Source organism: Pseudomonas sp. LAMO17WK12:I1, assembly GCF_900177315.1.
Taxonomy (GTDB): Bacteria; Pseudomonadota; Gammaproteobacteria; order Pseudomonadales; family Pseudomonadaceae; genus Aquipseudomonas; species Aquipseudomonas marginalis.
This window is the reverse complement of sequence record NZ_FWZV01000001.1, coordinates 280963-298708: the sequence shown is the minus strand read 5'-3', so window position 1 is coordinate 298708 and position 17746 is coordinate 280963. Positions and strand designations below refer to the sequence as shown.

The following is a 17746-nucleotide window of genomic DNA, read 5'->3' as shown; positions in this document are numbered from 1 at the left end:
GCTCATGATTCGTTATCTGAAAAAAGGCAAACCGGCGGAGCACAAGGCGGCACTCAACGCCCAGGTGCGCGACACGGTCGAACAGATTATCCATGCGATCGATCAGCGTGGTGAAGCGGCTGTGCGGGAGTACTCGCAACAGTTCGACGGCTGGAACCCGCCGAGCCTGCGGCTGAGCCAGGAGCAGATCCAGGCGTGCATAGACAGCCTGTCGCCCCAGGCCATTGAGGACATCACCTTCGCCCAGGCCCAGATCCGTCGCTTCGCCCAAATCCAGTTGCTGTCGATGCGCGACGTGGAGGTCGAAACCCTGCCGGGCGTGGTGCTCGGGCACAAGCACATCCCGGTGAGTTCGGTAGGCTGTTACATCCCTGGCGGCAAGTACCCGCTGCTGGCCTCGGCGCACATGAGCGTGCTTACCGCCAAAGTGGCCGGTGTGAAACGCGTGATCGCCTGTGCACCGCCATTCGATGGCCAGCCGTCGCCGGAGATCATCGCCGCGATGGCCATGGCGGGGGCTGATGAAATCTATGTGATGGGTGGCGTGCAAGGTGTCGCTGCCATGGCCCTGGGCACCGAACACATCGAGAAGGTCGACATGATCGTCGGTCCGGGCAATGCCTACGTGGCCGAAGCCAAGCGTCAACTGTACGGTCGCGTCGGTATTGACCTGTTCGCCGGGCCTACGGAAACCATGGTCATCTGCGATGACACGGTGGATGCCGAACTGGTGGCGGTCGACCTGCTGGGCCAGGCCGAACATGGGCCGACTTCACCGGCGTTTTGCGTGACCACCAGCCGCCGTATTGCCGAAGAATTGCCGGCGGCCATCGAGCAGGTGCTCGCGCGCCTGGACACCGCTCCGGTGGCCAGTGTGGCCTGGCGCGACTATGGCGAGATCATCTTGTGTGACAGCGACGAAGAGATGCTCGCCGAATCCGAGCGCATCTGCTCTGAACACGTGCAGGTGATGACCCGCGACCCGGACTGGTTCCTGGCGCGCATGACTCACTATGGCGGCCTGTTCCTGGGGCATCGCACCAATGTGTCCTACGGCGACAAAGTGATCGGCACCAATCACACGCTGCCGACCATGGGCGCCGGGCGTTACACCGGCGGGCTCTGGGTGGGCAAGTTCATCAAGACTCATACCTACCAGCGGGTGCTCACAGACGAAGCCAGCGTGGCCATCGGTGAAGTCTGCTCGCGGTTGTGTGCACTGGAGCATTTCTCCGGCCACAAGGAACAGGCGGATATCCGTGTGCGTCGCCTGAAGAAGGCCTCCTGATGGGCCGCCTGGAAGGCAAGGTCGCCGTCGTTACCGGAGCCACCGGCGGGTTGGGGGTGGTGATCTGCCATGCCCTGGCCCGCGCGGGTGCCAGCGTAGTGGCGGGGTACAACCGCTCCAGCGATGCCGCCCATACCCTGGTGACTGACCTGCCGACTGTTGCCGGTGGCCACCTCGCCGTGGCGGCACCTGTCACCGACAGCGCCATGCTCGAGCGACTGGCCACTCAGGTACAGAGGCACTTTGGGCGTTGCGACATTCTGGTCAATTGCGCCGGCACGACGCGGTTTGTCGAACATGCCGACCTTGAGGGTCTGGATGACGGGCTGATCGACAATATCCTGGCCATCAACGTGCGCGGTCCGATCGCCTGTATCCGGGCCTTGGCACCGCTGCTCAAGGCCGGCGGCGATGGGCTGGTGGTGAACATCAGCTCGATTGCCGCGCGTACGGCGATGGGCAGCAATATTGCCTACTGCGCCAGCAAGGCGGCGGTGGACAACCTGACCCAGTCCCTGGCCCGTGCCCTGGCGCCTCAGGTAAGGGTGGTGTCGGTGGCGCCGGGGTTGGCCGATACGGAGTTCGTCCAGGGCCTGGCCCAGGGCTGGCGTGACGAGCAAGCCGCACGTACCCCGTTGGGTCGCCTGGCCTTGCCCGAAGAGGTCGCCCAGGCGGTGTTGGCCCTGGCCTGCCACCTGACATTTACCACCGGCGCGGTCATCCCAGTGGATGGCGGTCGGGCACTGAACTGAGGAAGGCTGCCATGTTTGCGATCAAACCCCACCACGGCGGGATCAGCGTCCCCGACCTGGAGGCGTCCATCGGCTGGTACCGGCGGATGCTCGGTTTCGAGCTGGAAAGCCGCGCCTACATTGACCGGATCCCGGCGCATATCGCCTTTATCCGCTGCGGCGACTACCGCATCGAGCTGTTCCAGCTGGACCAAGCGCACCCGTTACCGAGTGACCGTCGCGAGCCGCACCTGGACCTCAAGACCCACGGCCACAAGCACTTGTGCTTTGCCGTGCAGGATGCCGCGACTGCCTTCCACGCGTTGCGCGGCAAAGGTGCCGACATCGTTTTTGAGACGGTCATCGAAGGCAGCCCCATGGGCTTTGTGCGCGACAACAGCGGCAATCTGCTGGAACTCATTGAATGCCCGGCCCTGTGGTCCGGGCCAGGAGCACACCGATGAAACTTGCAACCCTGAAGGATCACACCCGCGATGGGCGCTTGGTGGTTGTCAGTCGCGACCTGGGCCGCGCGGTGCTGGCCAGTGGAATCGCCGGCACCCTGCAGGCTGCGCTGGAAGAATGGCCCCGCTGCGAACCGGCATTGCAGCAGTTGTCCGCCGCACTTAACGCAGGCCGGGCACCCCAGGCGTTCGATTTTGACCCGCGCGCGGCCATGGCACCGCTGCCCCGTGCCTACCAATGGGCCGATGCCTCGTCGTTCCTCAACCACGGCAGCCTGATGGAGCGTGCGTACAATCTGGACATCAAGAAAGATCCCGGCGTGCCTATCATCTACCAGGGCGCCGGGGACGATTTCTTCGGTGCCTGCGACGATTACCCGGTGCCCGGCGAGGACCACCAGATCGATTTCGAGGGCGAGGTGGCAGTGGTGCTTGATGATGTGCCCATGGGCGTTCAGCCAACGGCAGCGGCGGGTCATATCAAGCTGCTGATGCTGCTCAACGACGTGAGCCTGCGCGCGCATCTGTTCAAGGAGGTGAGTATCGGTTTCGGTCCACTGCGGGCCAAACCCAGTACGGTGTTTGCGCCGGTGGCGGTCACCCCGGATGAACTGGGCGAAGCCTGGCACGACGGCCGCGTCAAGCTGCCGCTGCATGTGCAGTGCAACGGCCAGCGTTTCGGCGAACCCAACGGCGATGAAATGGACTTCAGCTTCCCGGAACTGGTAATGCACCTGGCTCGTACCCGCAACTTGCGCGCCGGTACGGTGCTGGGCTCGGGCACCTTCTCCAACCGTGACTACACCGCCAAAGGCTCGGCCTGCCTGGCCGAGCGACGTGCAATAGAAGTGATCGAGCAGGGTGAGGCGAACACGCCTTTCCTGAAATTCGGCGACCGTTTGCGCTTTGAAATCTTTGGCCTGGACGGGCAAAGCCTGTTCGGCGCCATCGATCACCGGTTTGTTCCAGCCCCCGTGCAGGAGCACTGACATGCATGTATTGATCACCGGCGCCAATGGTTTTGTGGGCGCCACCCTGGTACGTCGCTTACTGGCCGATCCCTATGCACTGCCGGGCTGGACACGTTTGACCCTGCTGGACCTGGCGTTTCCTCAGATACCGCCGGACCCCCGCGTGCGCTGCCTTGCCGGCAGTATCGCCGACCTGCGGTTGCTGGCCGATGCCCTGGAAACGCCGGTCGATATCGCCTTCCATTTGGCGAGCATCCCCGGTGGGGCCGCCGAGCGCGACTACAGCCTGGGCCGTCGAGTCAACCTGGACGCCACGTTGGCGTTGCTGGAAGGGCTCAAGGATCAACCCAACCCGGCGCGGGTAGTGTTCGCCAGCACCATTGCGGTGTATGGCTCGCCCTTGCCGACCGCGGTAGACGACCATACGCCCCTGCACCCGCAATTGAGTTACGCCACCCAGAAATTGATGGGTGAGTTGCTGATCGATGATTTCAGCCGCCGTGGCTGGATCGATGGCATCAGCCTGCGCTTACCGGGCATTGTGGCCCGCCCGCCGCAACCTTCCGGGTTGTTGTCGGCCTTCATGAGCGAGGTGTTCTGGGCGCTGGCGGCGGGCACGCGTTTCGAGTGCCCGGTATCGCCGCAGGCGCAGGCCTGGTGGATGTCGGCGGCACGCTGTGTCGATAACCTGCTGCACGCCGCTACGCTGGCGCCCGAGCGACTGGTGGCGCGGCGAGTGTTCGCGCTGCCGGTGTTGCACCTGAGTATGGCGCAGTTGGTCGACGGGCTGTGCAGGCGTTTCGGCGAAGACCGCCGTGCACAGGTGGAGTACCAGCCTGATGAACACCTGGAGGCGAATTTCGGCCGCTATCCGCCCTTGCATGCCGAGGCATCCGAAGCCCTGGGCTTGCGCCATGATGGAGGCATCGAGCAACTGATCGAGCGAACCCTGCAGTTGTAATACCCAAGCGTGCGTTTCACCCTTTAATAATAACAATCCGGAGAGGCCATGAACGCTCCTACCCGCGTCACCCAGTCAAAGGCGACCCTCGCTACGTACCTGTTGTTGTTGATCAACTGTCTGTCACCGATGGCGGCCATCGTGGTAGCGCCGAGCCTGCCACAGATGCAGGCGCATTTTTCCGACGTGCCTAACGTCGAGTTCCTGATCCCGGTGGCACTGACTATTCCCGGCTTGCTGGTGGCGTTGCTCAGCCCGCTGGTGGGCGTGTTGGCCGATCGGTATGGGCGCAAGCAATTGCTGGTGGCGTCGATTGTCGGCTACGGCGTGTTCGGCCTGATGCCGATGTTTCTCGACTCGCTCTACGCAATCATCGTCAGTCGTATCGCCCTGGGCTGCGTGGAGGCGGTGGTGGTGACCATCAGCACCATGCTGATCGGCGACTACTACAGCGGTGCGCAACGCCAGAAGTACCTGGCGCTGCAAACCACCTTTGCGTCGTCGTCGGCGATCCTGTTCTTCATGGTAGGCGGCGCCTTGGGTGAACTTGGCTGGCGCATGCCCTATGTAGTCTACGCGGTGCCCCTGGCACTGGCGCTATTGAGCAAGGTCATGCTGTGGGAACCGCGCGCAGCCAGCATGGCGTCGGACGAAGAGCAGGCGCGCAACAACGTGAGCTTTCGGCCGTTGCTGATGCTGGGGATTTGTGTGGTGACCTTCATCGGCGCGGTCATGTTCATGATCCTGCAGATCCAGATGGCCTACCTGCTCGGGGACATCGGCGAACCGTCGCCGCAGACCGCTGGCCTCGTCGCGTCGGCGTGCAGCGTGATGATCGTGCTGGGTACTCTTAGCGTGCACCTGCTGACTCGCCTGGGCCTGCGTACCCCCCATTGCCTGGCCCTGGCCTTTGGCCTGATCGCTACCAGCTTTCTGTTGATTCCGGCGATGCACACCTGGCAGGCAATCATGGTTGTTGCACTGATCAACGGCCTGGGCTGCGGCCTGATGTTGCCCACCCTGGCCATCTGGAACATGCGTGAACTGCCGTGGCAGCGCCGCGGGTTGGGCACTGGCATGTGGTACGGCAGCTACTGCCTGGGCATGTTTTTCAGTCCGATCCTGGTCGTGGCCGTTGGCAAGGTCAGCGGAAGCCTGGCCACCACCATTGGCTGGGCCGGCTGGCTCTGCCTGCCGGTGGTACTGCTGGCACTCGGCGCCAGCCTGGTGAAGTGCCGGGCGGCACGCAACCTGCGCCTGACCGGCGTCAATCTCGAAGACGCCTGACCCTGGAATGACCGAACACTCCGGTGCCCTGGTACCGGAGCAGGCCCCCTTATCTCATAAAAACAACAAAAGAGACTGAACATGACGATTCGAATGGTGGTTGGTTGTGCATTGATCATCGTGACGGCAGGCCCCGCCCTGGCTGCCGACGCGCCGAGCGACGAGTACCCGAATGAAAAAGTCGGTCCGCGCGTATTGAATGTGGAGCCCAATGTGCCACCCAAAAGTGGCAAGCTTCTTGAGGCGCAGGGCAAGTGGCTCAACGACCATGGTGTGAGCCCGCACCTGTCGATGACTGAGATTTACCTGCGCAACCCCAGCGCCGGCCTGTACACCGGTAACCACGAGTCACTGACCATCTTTGCCATCGGCGCCGACTTCAACCTCGACAAGCTCATTGGCCTGCCCGGTGGGACGATCCACTTCGAGCAGCTGTACGTGCCCTGGACCAGCAACCTGGACTACGGTCGGCAGGTGGGTGATGTGATTGCCGGTAAACCGGGCCCTTACATTCCGAATGTCAGCCACCTGAGCCTGTTCACCTACGAGCAGAAATTGCTCGACGACAAGCTGTCCATCGAAGCGGGCAAGAGCAACGCCGGCAACTACTTTGCGCTGCCGCTGTGCAACGTGCCGCTGGGATGCGTGAACGCGATCCTGCAGGACACGGCCGGTATCAACCCGCCGCCCTACGCCAACTGGGGCGCGCGCGTCGGCTACGATTTCAGCCCCGCCGTGCGCGCGCAGGTCGGTGCGTGGCGCAGCAACAATGCCTATCCCTTCACCAATGGCTGGGAGCGCGACGTCGGCGAAAGTGGCGGCACCTTGAGTACGGTGTACCTGGCGAACCTGGCCTATCGCACCGACTACCGCATGCAAGCCTACCCGCAAACGTTCGAGGTGCTGGGCTTTCACAATAACGGGCAACAGACCGACCCCTATTTCACGGTCAACGGCACCTCGAAAGTCACTGACACAACTGCCGCTGCCGATACCCGCAAGGGCGTGACAGGTTTCTACCTGGGCGCCAAGAAAACCGTCTGGCGCCAGGACGGCGGCGCCACCCAAGACCTCAACCCAACGGCGGTAGCGGCCTATGCCAGCTTGACCCACACACTTGATGAAGGCACCACCAATGGCGTCGGCACCCAAGGCAACGCAGGGCTGATTCTTTCCGCACCCTTTCGCAGCCGACCGTTCGACAGCTATTCGGTGAACGTCAACTGGGCACAACTGACCAGTCGCGAGCAACGCTTCCTTGAAGAGGCCCACGCGGCATCGGGCGGTGGCAGTTACCGCCCCGGGCGCAACGAGTATGCGGTCGCGCTGGACGCCAACTTCATCCTCACCGACAGCATCGTCCTCAGCCCCTTCGTGCTGCGTACGTGGGGAGCCAGCAGTTGGTTGAACCCCTACACCGGCGTCAACCCGCGCGATGGTTATGCCGCCGGGCTGCTGTTGCATGTGCAATTCGACGAGATGCTGGGTTTGAACAGCCGTCACTGATTCGCCGCACTCCATGGCGGGCGCCTGAAGCCATCCACGCCATGGATAGAACCCATGTCGACAAACGATTAGTCGGCATGGGCCGGGCTTCTTACTCTGGCCTTAGACCCCTGTTTGACGAGGACACAACCATGCAGCGCAATTTCACTTTCCAGGAGACCTGAGATGGCGATCATCGGCATCGACACCCTGTTGTATGGCGTCGAGGACCTGGCCCTGGCCTCGCGCTTCTTTGATGATTTCGGCCTGGTGCGCCTCAGTGCCAACGATCAGGAAAGCCTGTATCGACTGGAGGAAGGCTCGACCATTATCGTGCGCGAAATGCATCACCCCTCTATTCCGGCGTCGCGCTACGAAGGCTTCGGTGTGAAGGAGACCATCTGGGGCGTGGACAACGCTGAAAACCTGGCGCGGCTGGTCGCCGACTTGTCCAGCGACCGTGAGGTTCTCCTGGGCGATGATGATGCCTGGCACTTTCTCAGCGATTGCGGCCAGGCCTTGGGGCTTCGCGTGTTCAACCGCAGGAAAGTCACTTACGCCCCCGACCCGGTCAACGCTGCCGGCAACGTCAACCGTCTCAACCAGCACCGCAAATGGCGCACGCGGGCTCGACCTAAAACCATCAACCACGTGGTGTTTGCCGTGGATGACTATTGGCAGAGCTTTGCGTTCTTTCGCGACCGTCTGAACTTTCGCCTGTCCGACCATCAGAAAGGCGTGGGTACCTACCTGCGCGCCGACGGTGCCAATGAGCACCACAACACCTTCCTGCTCAATAACAAGGCACCGGGGGCGGGCGGGGTGCCGCGTTTTCATCACACCTGCTTCGGGGTCGAGGACTTCGACGAGGTGATGGTCGGCTCCAATTACATGACCCGACGCGGTTGGCAGCATGGCTTTCTCGGTACCGGCCGCCACCGCATCGCTTCGGCAATCTTCTGCTACTTCAACTCACCCACCGGTGGTGAGGCCGAGTACGGCGCCGACACCGATTACCTCGACGACAGTTGGGTACCGCGCGAATGGGAGTTTCGCTTCGGCACGGCCCAGTGGATGGGCAACCCGCCTGCGTTCATGCAGGACGACATTCCCTGGGACGTGACCTTTTACCAGGGCGAATTCCCGGCTATGCGCCGCTGATTTTCACAAGGATTGACCCATGAGCATGTTCCAGTATTTCGAAACCAATTATGTGTGGAGCCTGGCAGTTGCGGCAGCCATCGAGATGGGCGGCAAGATCGGCGAGATCGACACCATGTGCCGGCCGCTGCTGGAGGTAGCCCGCCAGGGTGACGATGCGGGCACCCAGGCGTTTATGGCCGCCTGGGAGGCTGGAGGCGACAACCTGGTGGCCTTGGCGCAGGAAGACAAGGCGGCCGGCAGGTGGCTCAGCGCCGGTGACAAGTTGAACCGCGCGGCGGTGTATTTCATCACTGCCGAGCGTATGCAGGCTCACGGTCATGCGCCTCGCAAAGCGTTGTACGCCAAGTTTCTGCGCACCTTCGCCGAAGGCGTCGAACTGTCTGGCGAAAATACCCGGCGGTTTGAAATTCCCTACGACGGTGCCCATCTCGCCGGGCTGTTCACCCCGGCTGAGGGCGTAACTGACGCGGCGCCGTGTCTGGTGGTGATCAATGGCCTGGACAGCACCAAGGAGATGGTCCATCGCGCCGGGCTGTTCCCGCAATTGCTTGCCAAACGCGGCATCTCCAGCCTGTTCATCGACCAGCCCGGCACCGGCGAAGCCCTGCGCCTGCATGGCATGACCGCAGTCGTCAACACCGAACTGTGGGCCAGCCCGCTGATGGACTACCTGCAAACCCGCCGCGAAATCGACCCGCTGCGTATCGGCTTGCTGGGGGTGTCCCTGGGTGGGTATTACTGCCCGCGCGCTGTAGCGTTCGAACCGCGCTTCGCCCTGGGCGCAGTGTGGGGGGCGAACCATAACTGGGGCGAAATGCAGAAGCGCCGCCTGGCCCGCGAAGGTGAACGACCGGTGCCGCACTACTGGGAGCACGTGTGCTGGGTGTGGGGTGCGAGCAGCATGGAGGCGTTCATGACGCTCGCCGAGCAGGTGCACCTCAACGGGGTAATGGAGCGTATCAAGGTGCCGTTCCTGGTGAGTCATGGCGAGGCCGACCGGCAGATTCCGCTGGCGTACGCGCATCAGTCCTATGACCAACTCACCAACAGCCCGGATCGCGAATTGAAGGTGTTCACCCCGCGTGAAGGCGGTATCCACCACAGCAGCCTGGACAACACCTCGAACGCCGGCGCCTGGATTGCCGATTGGGTTGCTGAGCGCCTGGGCGGTACTACCCACTCCGGGTGAGCGCTCAACAACGGTCTATTTCGGGCTTACTGCTCTTTGCTGCAATCCCGCGGCGTGATGCCTTTCTCCTTGGCGTACTGCGCCGCCGAGGCTTCGATGATCGGCCGCAGCAGGGCGCGGTCGGCCTGTACCCAGTCGCTGATCAGGTTCCAGCGTTGGCCATCCCATTGCTGGAAGCGCACGGCGCCGCCGCCTTCGTGGTCGGCGCAGGACAGTTTCAGCGGTTGCACCAGGCCCTTGGCGCCCAGGGCCTGCAGGCGTGCGTCGTCGAGGTTCAGGTGTTCGAAGCCCCAGCGTACCTGCTCGCCGGTCAGTGGTTTTTGCCCGTATTTTTCCTGGGCCAGGCGCAGGGCTTCGACGTTGAGGATGCCGTTGACCACGCCCAGGTTGTAATACACGGTGCCGAAACGCTTGGGGTCGGCCAGGTTGCCCTTGCCGGCGTCTACCACGCTTTGCTTGATCCCTTGCAGCACCGGGAAGTCGGTGCCCGACGGGTGGGTGGTGATCGAGATAAAGCCTTTGGCGGCGGCGCCGGCCGGTACCACGTCTTCTTCAGAGTTGCTCCAGATATTGCCGATGATGTGATCGGCCGGGTAGCCGACTTTCTGCGCGGACTTGAGCGCCACCGGGTTCATCACGCCCCAGCCGCGCAGGATCACCCAGTCGGGCTTGAGGCGCCGGATGTTCAGCCACTGCGATTGCTGCTCGTTGCCGGGGTGCGGCACTTCCAGCAGGGTCAGTTCGAAGCCGGCGTTTTTCGCCAGGGTTTCGAGCACGCCATTGGTTTCCTTGCCGTAGGGCGAGCCGTGGTAGAGCACGGCGATTTTCTTGCCCTTGAGCTTGTCGGCGCCGCCTTCGCGTTGGCCGATGTAGTTGATGATCGCCGAGACTTCCGAATACGGGTTGAGCTGCAGCGGGAACACGTAGGGGAACACGCTGCCGTCGGTGGAATCGGTGCGGCCATGGTTGATGGTGATCAGCGGCAGTTTGTCGGCGGTGGAGCGGTCCAGGGTGGCATAGGCGATGCCGACTGACAGCGGGTTGGTGGCGGCGGCCGGCGCACCGTTGAGCCCACCCTTGAGGCGCTCATAGCATTCAACGCCTTTTTCCACCACGTACTCGGTCTCGCATTCGCTCCAGGTCAGCTTGACGCCGTTCACCCCGCCCTTGGCATTGATGTATTGCAGGTAGTCGATAAAGCCCCCGAAAAAACCGGTGCCACCGGCCGCGTACGGGCCGACCCGGTAGCTCTGCAACGGGAAGTATTGTTCGTTGGCAGCCTGGGCGCCGGCCGTGAGCCCGGCGGTGATCAGGGCCAGGCCCAAGGCCAGGCGGCGCAGCGATAAGCGATGTGTCATGGAGGTGATTCCTGGGGGGTTATTGAGTTCAGTAACGCAGCGGCCAGACCCTGGCCCGTTGACGAAAGCGCTGCCACAGACGGGCCAGCCCCTCCGGTTCCTTGATCAAAAACGCGATGATCAGCGCGCCAAACAGCATCTTCTGGATGTTTTCCAGCTGTCCGGCATCCATCAGTCCGGCGGGCAACAGCGCGAAGAGATTGGCCAGCAGAATCGGGAACAACACGATGAATGCCGCGCCAAGGACGTTGCCGAGCACGCTGCCCAGGCCGCCGATAATGATGATGAACAGCACCTGGAACGAGCGGCTCAGGTCAAAGCCGTGGGGCTCCACCGTGCCGAGGTAGGCGAACGCCCACAGTGAACCGGCGATGCCCAGGTAGAAGCCGCTGATGGCAAACGCCAGCAGCTTGGCCTTCAACAGGCGAATGCCGATGACGGCAGCGGCGGTGTCCATGTCGCGCACCGCCATCCAGTTGCGGCCCAGTTCGCTGCGCACCAGGTTCTTGCCCAGCCAGAACAGCGTCACCACCACGGCCAGCGTCAGCACGTAGCGGCCGCGCGGTGAGCTGAAATCCAGCCCGGCAATCAGCAGTGGCGGCGAGGTGATCACGCCCGAGGCGTTGTCGTTGGTAAACCAGCTGAAGCGGGTGAGCACCCACTCCACCACGAACTGCGCGGCCAGGGTCGCCACCAGCAGGTAAAAGCCCTTGATGCGCAGGCTCGGCAAGCCGAAGAACACCGCCACCGCGGCGGCGATCACGCCACCCAGGGCAAAGCTCACCAGCAGCGGCAGGCCGGGCACCCGCAACTGCAGGTTGTAGGCGGCAAACGCGCCCACCGCCATGAACGCCGCCGAGCCGAGTGAAAGTTGCCCGGCGTAGCCCGTCAGCAGGTTGAGCCCAAGCCCGGCCAGCGACAGCACCAGCAGCGGCACCAGGATCGCGCTGAACCAGTAGTCATTGCCCAGCCAGGGCACCGCAAAGAACGCCACGCCCAGCAGCAGCCACAGCGCGACGCGGTCCTGGCGCAGGCGAAAGGTGCGGCGCTCGGCCGCGTAGGAGGTGCTGATTTGACCGACTTCTTGATACAACATGCAGGCATTTCCCCAAGGACAATCAAACCCGTTCGATGGCGCGCTCGCCGAACAACCCGGCAGGCCGCACCAGCAGGAACAGCAACGCGAGGACGTAGGGCACCCAGTTCTCGATGCCGCTGCCGATGATCGGGCCGAGGTAGATCTCGGCGACTTTCTCCGCCGCCCCGATGATCAGGCCGCCGACAATCGCCCCGCCGATGGACGAGAACCCGCCGATGATCAGCACCGGCAGCGCCTTGAGCACCACCAGCGAGAGCGAGAACTGCACTCCCAGGCGTGCGCCCCAGAGCAACCCGGCCACCAGCCCGACGAACCCGGCCACCGCCCACACCAACGCCCAGATGCGCGGCAGGCGAATACCGATGGCCATGGACGCCAGCGGGTCATCGGCCACCGCACGCAACGACAGGCCCACCCGGGTCTTGTTGAACAGCAGCGACAGCACGATCACCAGGGCGGCGGCGGTGCCGGCGGCAAACAGGTCGAATTGCGAAAGCAGCATGCCGCGGATTTCCAGCGGTTCGTCGGCGATGCCCAGGTCCAGCCCGTGCACCTGCGCACCCCACAGGAACTGCGCGAAACCTTCGATCAGGTAGGACAGCCCGAGGGTGGCCATGAAGAGGATGATCGGTGGGCGATTGACCAAGGGCCGCAGCACCACTTTTTCGATCAGCAGCGCCAGCACCACCATGCTCGCCAGGGTGATCAGGAACGCCCAGGCAAACGGGAAGCCGCGCTCCAACAGGCTGACAAACGTCAGCGCGGCGAACAGCACCATGGCGCCCTGGGCAAAATTGAACACGCCGGAGGCCTTGTAGATCAGTACAAAACCAATCGCTACCAGGGCATACATCACGCCCGCCAGCAGGCCGCCGATCAGCACTTCGAAGAAAAATTCCATGCTCAGGTCCCCAGGTAGGCGGCGATGACATGGGGGTTGGCGCGCACCTGTTGCGGGGTGCCGTCGCCGATCTTGCGACCGTAGTCGAGGACCACCACGTGGTCGCACAAGCCCATGACCACGCCGATGTCGTGCTCGATCAACACCACGGTGGTGCCGAACTCGCGGTTGATGTCGCGGATGAACTGGCTCATCTGGGCTTTCTCCTGGGCGTTCATGCCGGCCATGGGTTCATCCAGCAACAGCAGGGTCGGTTCGGCGGCCAGGGCGCGGGCCAGTTCGACACGTTTTTGCAGGCCATAGGGCAGGGTGCCGACCAGCACGTGGCGCCAGGGATGGATCTGCAGGAAGGCAATCACCTTTTCCGCGTGCAGGCGGTGGGCGTCGTCCTCCCGTGGCGCACGGCCCACGCGCAGCATCTGCTCCAGCCAACTGCTGCGGCGCTTGAGGTTGCGCCCGGTAAGCACGTTGTCGAGCACGCTCATGCCCTTGAACAGCGCGATATTCTGGAAGGTCCGCGCAATCCCGCCTTCGGCCGCCTGGTGCGCACGCATGCGCCGCCGGGTCTGGCCGGCGTAGCGGATGCTGCCGCCCTGGGGGTGGTAGACCCCGTTGATCACGTTGAGCAGCGAGCTTTTACCCGCGCCGTTGGGGCCGATCAGGCCGCAGATGTCACCGGCCTTGACCTCGAAACTGATGGAGGTGATGGCCTTGATGCCCTTGAACGACAGGGAGATGTCATCGAGCCGCAGTAATACCGCTTCAGTGGGTGTGGGCATGGAAGGCTCGTCAGGCAGATTGAGGCAGCAAGTGGTCGCTGGGTTCGTTGCGGGTGGACGGCTCTTGCCAATGGCCGGGACGAATGCCCAGGGCCGCAAAGAAGGCGGCACTTTCCGGATGCAGCGGCGGCCCGACCAGCAAGGGCACGCGCAGGCGGCTCATGCCCAGTACATCCAGCAACGGGCGACGCACCAGCCAATGGCCCAGCCAGCGGCGCACGGGGGAGGGGGTCGGCTGCATGGCCCAGTGGTATAAACGATGGCTGAAGCTGCCCGGCAGTGGCAGGCGTTCACGCACCCATTGCTCCAGGCGCCCATAGGATTCGCGGGTGCCCAGCACCAGGGTCGGGCCCAGCTCGCGGCGGTCGGTGTCGCGGGTGGCCAGGGCCTCGGGGAAGTTCAGCCGAAAGCCGGCGTGCAGCCAGGGCGCGAGCAGGTAGCGTGCCTGTCCGCTGGCGGCAAACACCCGTGCGGCGAGGGCTTCGTCGTCGGCGCCGAGGTGTTCGCGGTCGATCAGCGTCCGCGCGCCCGCGAGCAGTTGCGCGTGGGTCAAGTGCAGGGAGGTGTCGGCATGAAAGACGAAGGCGGTGTCGCTCGGCTGCGGGGCGTGGGCGGGTGGCGGTGCATCGGCACGCAGCTCGGCATAGTCGATCAAATCGGCGTCTGCGAACTGGCTCAGGCCACGCCCGTCAAGAAACACCACCACCCCGCGTTCACCGAGTTGTTGCAGCGCTTCCAGGTCTTGCACGAGCACGAAGCGCGGTCGCAGCCCGGCCAGCAGCGCCCGGTTGTCGCGGTCCGGGTCCAGCAGCGTGACGCTGGCGCCCAGCCATTGCGCGGCCAGCGCCAGCAGCAACGCTTCGGGGCGCGCCTGGCTGAGGATCAACAGGTTATCGTCAGGCCCGAAGCGGCGCTGATGCAAGGCGGCAGCGAGCTGGCTGACCTCGTGCGCCACCGCGCTCCAGCTGCGCTCATGCCAGATACCCAGGCGCTTGAAGCGCAAGGCAATCGCCGACCCTCGGGTGTGGGCTTGGCGCAACAGCGCCTGGGGCAGTGTCTGGGGCATGGGGGTATTCCTTCGTCAGTATGCGAAGGCGATTGCACGCGCCATGCCAGAGGATTAAATGCTTTTATTTCAAGGGGATATGTGGATTTTTGGGGGAGGAGGCGTGTGTTGATTCAGCACAAGCTGTCCAAGCAGTGTTGTTGGGCCAACAGCGATGGGGCCATTGCTGGAGCGCTACCTGTCGCCGGCAGGGCTCCAGCTTGTCACGCCGGGATAAGCCCCGCGTCCCGATAACTCTGGACCAGTTCGTCGTACAAACCGAGATCGGCCCGGGTGCGGGCAATCAACTGCGCGCCGGCAATGGCGGTGTAGATGGCACGCGCGCGACGCTCGCATGCCTCTGTATTGCCGGGTTCGATCTCGGCAAGCAACGCCCCCAGCCAGGCTACGTTGATATTGGCAAACGTCAGTATCTCTTCCTTCACCGGCTCCGGCAGGTCCTGATATTCGGCCGCCATAAAACTGGACAGGCACAAGCGGTTGCCGTCTTCGAGTGATTTTCGAAAGATGCTCGGATAAGCACGCAGGCATTGCAGCGGCTCCGGGTTCTCGCTGCGTATCGCCGCGAGGGCGCTGGCGGCGTCTTCCCAATAGCGCCTGGCAACGGCTGCGCCGAGATCGGCTTTGCTCGGGAAGTGGTAATAGATACTGGCGTTCTTGATCCCCACCGTTTCGCCGATGCTGCGGAAGTTGATGCCACTGTAGCCGTAGTGCTGAGCGGCGAGTCTGGCGGCTTCCAGAATCGCTTCGCGGGCATTTTCACTCACGGGTGGATTGCTCTTAAATGTGGGGAGGGGCGAATTCTACGCTGATAAGGGTTTACCTGCCAACTGGTAGGTAATGCTTGACGGCCTGGAATAATACCTTCAGTCTCTACCTACCATTTGACAGGTAGGCGAGCAGATCATGACGTTCCAACAACCACAACCCCACTTATGCCAACCGCCGTTGATGAAGATTTATGATTGGTACAACGGCCCTTATCCAGCGCGTGTTCGTATTGCGCTGGCCGAGAAAGATCTGTTACCGCGCGTTGAGTTCGTGTCGGTCAACCTATGGAAAGGGGAGCACAAACAGCCTGAGTTCCGGGCCCTCAACTACTCCGGCACCCTGCCAGTGCTGCAACTGCACGACGGCACATTCATCGCTGAATGCACGGCTATCACCCAATACCTGGACACGCTCGATGGCAACCCGACCCTCACCGGCAGGACGCCGACCGAGCAAGGCCTGATCCATATGATGACCAAGCGCGCAGAGATTGAATTGATGGATGCGGTCAGCGTGTATTTCCATCATGCCACCCCTGGGCTTGGGCCTGAGGTCGAGCTTTATCAGAACGCCGAATGGGGCATGCGCATGCGGGACAAGGCGGTCAGGGGGATGCACTATTTCGATAACGTGCTCAAGACCCGCGCCTTTGTGGCAGGCGATGCCTTCTCAATGGCCGATATCGCGTTACTCGGCGGCATGATCTTCGCGGACCTGGTGCAATTGCCCGTGCCGCAGACGTGTGAAGCCCTGCGCGCCTGGCAGGCCAGGGTCAACGAGCGAGCTAGCGTTCAGGCCTGGCGTGCAATGGTTGCACAACCGCACTGAGGGCAACGGCCCGCATAGCTGCCGCCAGCCCGGCCGCTGCGCTGGTGAGGGGCAGCGGGCCGGCCGTTACCTGCACGGCGGCCGCGCTCATCGACGCCTGGCCCAGCGCAACCCGTGTCATTCCATCCCTATAGGCGGCATCGGCAGCTTTGGCGATTGTCGCCAGGTAGCCGTCGATGTCACCCGCCTTGAACAAGCGCCATGCCCCCGGAACCAGCCGCACTTCGACGACGGCGTTCGATTGCAGCGCGGCCTTGTGAAACAGCCGCGCGGTCGGTTCGAGGGTGGTTTCCACCGCGCACAGCACCGCAATTTTTCCGCCCGCCTGCACCGCCGAGGCGGCCAGCGCTTCGTCTGTCCTCAGGATCGGGACACTGCTGGAGATACCTTCAACGACCGGACCCAGGGTCGAGCAGGTGAGCACCACGGCGTCGGCCTGTTCAGCCAGTGCAAGCAGGGCTGATGCGGTGGATGCGCAGATGTCGGCGCTCAGATGACCGGCGTTTTCGGCAGCAGCCAACAGGTCGGCGCGCACTTCATGGCGTAGCACATCAGCGCCGATACCCAGTGCTTTCGCGGCGGTTTCAAACACGCTGATATTGCTGGCTGCGGTATGAAGGCAGGCGATGCGCATGGGCTGTTTCCAGTGCTGAAAATGTCGACGATGGTTAAGATGCAGCCCGCACTTGCCTATAGCAAGGGCGCGAGTTGACATGCTGGTGCAAGCCGGCGTGTTCAGCGCATAGCGCCGAGAATCCCGGCCGTTTCGACCACCCTGGCGTAGTCCATGGCCAGGTTGCTCAGCGACAGCGCGTGCACGTCCTCCGCTGGCCACAGGCGTCCGGATCCATCGGTTTGATCGAAGGTGTAGCAGGCGTCTGCGGCGACGAGCACGTCAAAGCCCAGGTTGCCGCCTGTGCGTGCCGTTGCTTCGACGGAATTGTTGGTGATCACCCCGGCGATCACCAGTTGCTTGATCGATCGCGCGTGCAGCCAGCGGTCCAGCCCGGTGGCGATAAAGGCACAGGGTACGTTCTTTTCCACCACGTGTTCGTGGGCCAGTGGTTGCAGCGCAGGCTGAAATTCGCAGCCCGGCTGGCCCGGCCAGAATACCGAGCCGGGGGTACGGGAGATGTGCCTGACGTGCACCACAGGCCGCCCCGACTGCCGCCAGGCGCCGAGCAATTGCTGCAACTGTTGCTCGGCCTGCGGGTTGTTGCGGCGCCCGAGCTTCGGGTCATTCATGCCCTGCTGCATGTCGATGATCACCAGTGCAGCGTTGGTGGCTAACGGTTCCATGGCACATCCTTTGGCTCGTGAGGCACAAAACATAGCAGCCATTGAGTGCGCCTAAACAGCGATTTGTTCGATGCCTTTGCCATTTGCCTTTACACTGCCGCCCCC

The 17746-nt window shown here is 63.1% G+C and carries 18 protein-coding genes; 10 read left to right on the top strand and 8 right to left on the bottom strand.

Annotation, left to right across the window (positions count from 1 at the left end; translation table 11 throughout):
- Positions 1-4 precede the first annotated feature (4 nt).
- The 9 genes from hisD (at position 5) to B9N88_RS01340 (ending at position 9540) form a co-directional block, all read left to right on the top strand.
- Positions 5-1288, top strand: a complete 1284-nt coding sequence (hisD, locus tag B9N88_RS01380; RefSeq protein ID WP_027608478.1) for a histidinol dehydrogenase — start codon at positions 5-7, stop codon at positions 1286-1288.
- Entirely contained in the window at positions 1288-2040 is a 753-nt protein-coding gene (locus tag B9N88_RS01375) for an SDR family NAD(P)-dependent oxidoreductase (RefSeq protein WP_027608477.1), read from the top strand. The genes hisD and B9N88_RS01375 overlap by 1 nt, the downstream gene beginning before the upstream one ends.
- A gap of 11 nt (positions 2041-2051) precedes the next feature.
- A complete protein-coding gene (locus tag B9N88_RS01370; RefSeq protein ID WP_027608476.1) occupies positions 2052-2483 on the top strand; it encodes a VOC family protein in 432 nt (143 codons plus the stop codon).
- Positions 2480-3472 carry a fumarylacetoacetate hydrolase family protein gene (locus B9N88_RS01365; RefSeq protein ID WP_027608475.1) on the top strand — a complete coding sequence of 331 codons (993 nt, stop codon included), beginning with the start codon at positions 2480-2482 and terminating at the stop codon, positions 3470-3472. The genes B9N88_RS01370 and B9N88_RS01365 overlap by 4 nt, the downstream gene beginning before the upstream one ends.
- Position 3473: 1 nt before the next feature.
- The gene (locus tag B9N88_RS01360) at positions 3474-4415 is read left to right on the top strand and encodes an NAD-dependent epimerase/dehydratase family protein (RefSeq protein WP_027608474.1); all 942 of its coding nucleotides are present in this window, start codon (positions 3474-3476) and stop codon (positions 4413-4415) included.
- A gap of 48 nt (positions 4416-4463) precedes the next feature.
- On the top strand, positions 4464-5702 hold the full coding sequence (locus B9N88_RS01355; protein WP_027608473.1) for an MFS transporter: 1239 nt from the start codon (positions 4464-4466) through the stop codon (positions 5700-5702).
- Between the two features lie 81 nt (positions 5703-5783).
- Complete coding sequence (locus B9N88_RS01350) at positions 5784-7208, top strand: carbohydrate porin (protein WP_027608472.1); 1425 nt, start codon at positions 5784-5786, stop codon at positions 7206-7208.
- A 165-nt stretch (positions 7209-7373) separates the two neighbouring features.
- Entirely contained in the window at positions 7374-8348 is a 975-nt protein-coding gene (locus B9N88_RS01345) for a VOC family protein (protein ID WP_027608471.1), read from the top strand.
- A 25-nt stretch (positions 8349-8373) separates the two neighbouring features.
- A complete protein-coding gene (locus B9N88_RS01340) occupies positions 8374-9540 on the top strand; it encodes an alpha/beta hydrolase family protein (RefSeq protein WP_027608470.1) in 1167 nt (388 codons plus the stop codon).
- 26 nt (positions 9541-9566) lie between these two features.
- Here B9N88_RS01340 and B9N88_RS01335 read toward each other — a convergent pair whose 3' ends face one another.
- The 6 genes from B9N88_RS01335 to B9N88_RS01310 form a co-directional block, all read right to left on the bottom strand.
- Positions 9567-10898, bottom strand: a complete 1332-nt coding sequence (locus B9N88_RS01335; RefSeq protein ID WP_027608469.1) for an ABC transporter substrate-binding protein — start codon at positions 10896-10898, stop codon at positions 9567-9569.
- A gap of 28 nt (positions 10899-10926) precedes the next feature.
- On the bottom strand, positions 10927-11994 hold the full coding sequence (locus tag B9N88_RS01330; RefSeq protein ID WP_027608468.1) for a branched-chain amino acid ABC transporter permease: 1068 nt from the start codon (positions 11992-11994) through the stop codon (positions 10927-10929).
- Between the two features lie 22 nt (positions 11995-12016).
- The gene (locus tag B9N88_RS01325) at positions 12017-12898 is read right to left on the bottom strand and encodes a branched-chain amino acid ABC transporter permease (protein ID WP_027608467.1); all 882 of its coding nucleotides are present in this window, start codon (positions 12896-12898) and stop codon (positions 12017-12019) included.
- A 2-nt stretch (positions 12899-12900) separates the two neighbouring features.
- Positions 12901-13677 carry an ABC transporter ATP-binding protein gene (locus B9N88_RS01320; RefSeq protein WP_027608466.1) on the bottom strand — a complete coding sequence of 259 codons (777 nt, stop codon included), beginning with the start codon at positions 13675-13677 and terminating at the stop codon, positions 12901-12903.
- Positions 13678-13687: 10 nt separating this feature from the next.
- Entirely contained in the window at positions 13688-14743 is a 1056-nt protein-coding gene (locus B9N88_RS01315; protein ID WP_027608465.1) for an AMP-binding protein, read from the bottom strand.
- 203 nt (positions 14744-14946) lie between these two features.
- Positions 14947-15510, bottom strand: a complete 564-nt coding sequence (locus tag B9N88_RS01310) for a TetR/AcrR family transcriptional regulator (RefSeq protein WP_027608464.1) — start codon at positions 15508-15510, stop codon at positions 14947-14949.
- 139 nt (positions 15511-15649) lie between these two features.
- Here B9N88_RS01310 and B9N88_RS01305 point away from each other — a divergent pair, with 139 nt between their 5' ends.
- On the top strand, positions 15650-16342 hold the full coding sequence (locus tag B9N88_RS01305; protein WP_027608463.1) for a glutathione S-transferase: 693 nt from the start codon (positions 15650-15652) through the stop codon (positions 16340-16342).
- On the opposite strand, the gene B9N88_RS01300 is transcribed toward B9N88_RS01305, so the two are convergent.
- Positions 16299-16976: an aspartate/glutamate racemase family protein gene (locus B9N88_RS01300; protein WP_027608462.1), complete on the bottom strand. Its 678-nt coding sequence runs from the start codon at positions 16974-16976 to the stop codon at positions 16299-16301. The two genes, B9N88_RS01305 and B9N88_RS01300, sit on opposite strands and share 44 nt — an antisense overlap.
- Before the next feature lie 101 nt (positions 16977-17077).
- Positions 17078-17641, bottom strand: a complete 564-nt coding sequence (locus B9N88_RS01295; protein ID WP_027608461.1) for a cysteine hydrolase family protein — start codon at positions 17639-17641, stop codon at positions 17078-17080.
- Between the last annotated feature and the right edge of the window lie 105 nt (positions 17642-17746).